This window comes from Paraburkholderia fungorum (assembly GCF_046027605.1).
Lineage (GTDB): Bacteria > Pseudomonadota > Gammaproteobacteria > Burkholderiales > Burkholderiaceae > Paraburkholderia > Paraburkholderia fungorum_F.
On the sequence record NZ_JAQQEF010000074.1, the window covers coordinates 1 to 2,119 of the forward strand.

Here is a 2,119-nt window from a genome sequence, read left to right on the forward strand (position 1 = left end):
TACTGGGGAACGGCGCCTGCATGCCGCCGTTCCGGCTCTGCTGGCCGGTGTTGCGTTGATTCTCAGCGCGACGTTCACGCACCAGCTTTCTGTATCGATCCTGCTCATTTCGATCGCCGCCTCCGGAATCATCGGCATCATGCCGATTTTCTGGACCTTCGCCGGACGCCTGCTTTCCGGTGCAGCGGCAGCGGCAGGACTCGCGATGATCAACTCCGTTGGCAGCTTGTCCGGCATCACCGGCGCGATGATTACCAACGTCGCAAAGAACGTGACCGGTGACGTCAACAGCGGCACCTACGTGCTGGGTAGCTGCCTGCTGGTCTGCTGTTGTCTGATTCTTTCGATTCCCCGCGCAATGGTGTCCACCAGCCGACCGGATTGAGTCCGGATTCCCGGTAAATACCGGGAATCCGGCAGAAAGAAACTGCAAGCCAGAATAAATTAATTAGTAATCCTTTAAACAACCCAGAATTTCTGTTCCAGAAGAATACCGCCCCAGGAGACAGGTAATGAAACACCGCATCAACGCAGCATTGCTGTTGTCGGCCACGGCTACATTTTCGCTGTGCGGGATGAAAACCGCGCATGCGCAAAGCAACGTGACGCTGTATGGACTTATCGACGAAAGCATCAACTACGTCAGCAATGAGGGCGGCCACAGCGCGCTCACGCAAACCTCCGGGAACGTGCAGGGCAGCCGTTGGGGTATCAAAGGCACGGAAGACCTCGGCGGAGGATACCAGGCCATCTTCACCCTGGAAAATGGCTTCGCGCTGAACAACGGGGCGTTAGGTCAGGGAGGCCTCGAATTTGGACGTCAGGCGTTCGTCGGACTTACGACGCCCGCTGGTACGATCACGTTGGGTCGGCAATACGACTTCCTGATCTATCTGTATTCGATGACTAACCTGTACAACACGGGTACCTACGGCTTTCACCTGGGGGACTATGACCGCCTCGGCGGCGAGCGGCTCAATAATGTCATTGCATACCAGACGCCCAATCTCGGCGGATTGAAGGCCGGCGTACTGTACGCGCCGGGCGGGCAGCCCGGTCATCTGGGAGCCGGCAGCGCGCAGAGTTATGGCATCTCGTACAGCCACGGGTACCTGAATCTCGCCGCCGCATACACGAGCGTGAACAATACGACCATCACGCCGGCTACGACGATCGGCGTTCCGGACCTGTTCGGCACTCAGCAGGAAGGAACGATCGCCCTCAACCGGATCTCGACCGCCGCGGTGGCGGGCAGCTACCAGTTTGGTCCCGCGCTGTTGCACGGTGTGTATTCGCTCACCGATATGAAGAGCGGCGGTTCGACCGCCGTGCTGAGAACCCTGGAGGGCGGCGTGACCTATTCGCTGACGCCCACGGTGACGTTGTCCGGCGGCTACGCTTATTCGAAGCTGAATGAAACCCACTGGGGGCAATACATGCTCTCGGCGGACTACTTCCTCTCGAAGCGGACCGACCTCTATGCCCTGGTCAACTACGAGCATGTGCAGGGTGGCGACGCTACGGCCACGCTTTTTACTGCGACGCCCTCTAGCGGCAGCGACCAGACCATCGTCAGCCTGGGCATCCGGCATCGCTTCTGAGTCATCGCGGGCGAAATTTTGTTCGCAGGACGAAAAACAGTATAGTTACGGCTGTCGAATATCGCCTACCTTCTTTCATGGCTCAAACACCGTCGGAACGTATTGATGAGACTCACCGGGACTTCGTGGCCGCGCTTGCGCGCGGTCTCGCGGTGATCCAGGCTTTTACTGAAGATCAACCGGAAATGACGCTGAGCGAGGTCGCCCAGGCGGCGCAAATGAACGTCGCCACTGCCCGGCGCGCCCTCCTCACCCTGCACTCGCTCGGATACGTGGGGATGCAGGGCAAGCGTTTCCTGCTATTGCCGAAAGTTTTGTCGCTCGGGGTAGCGTACCTGCGCTCCATGAATTTCAAGGACCTGGTCAACCCCTACCTGCAGGAGGTCGCAGACACGTTTCGTGATTCCGTGTCCTTCGCGATCCTCGACGGCGAAGACGTGGTCTATCTGGGTCATGTACCCAGCAAGCGCAGTATCACGCGACGCGCGTCCGTGGGATATCGGCTGCCCGCTTTTTGT

The 2,119-nt window shown here is 58.8% G+C and carries 2 protein-coding genes and 1 pseudogene; all 3 read left to right on the forward strand.

Annotated features, from left to right (window positions below; all coding sequences use genetic code 11):
• Positions 1–385, forward strand: a pseudogene (locus PQR53_RS38765) (MFS transporter); the annotation flags it as partial.
• Between the two features lie 127 nt (positions 386–512).
• Complete coding sequence (locus tag PQR53_RS38770) at positions 513–1,601, forward strand: porin (RefSeq protein WP_408465864.1); 1,089 nt, start codon at positions 513–515, stop codon at positions 1,599–1,601.
• A 77-nt stretch (positions 1,602–1,678) separates the two neighbouring features.
• The coding region (locus tag PQR53_RS38775) for a helix-turn-helix domain-containing protein (protein WP_408465866.1) at positions 1,679–2,119 on the forward strand (441 nt) is incomplete at its 3' end.

Bases quoted from the DNA above. Each gene is read 5' to 3' on its own strand.
- PQR53_RS38770 (WP_408465864.1), top strand. From the start codon at position 513: ATGAAACACCGCATCAACGCAGCATTGCTGTTGTCGGCCACGGCTACA.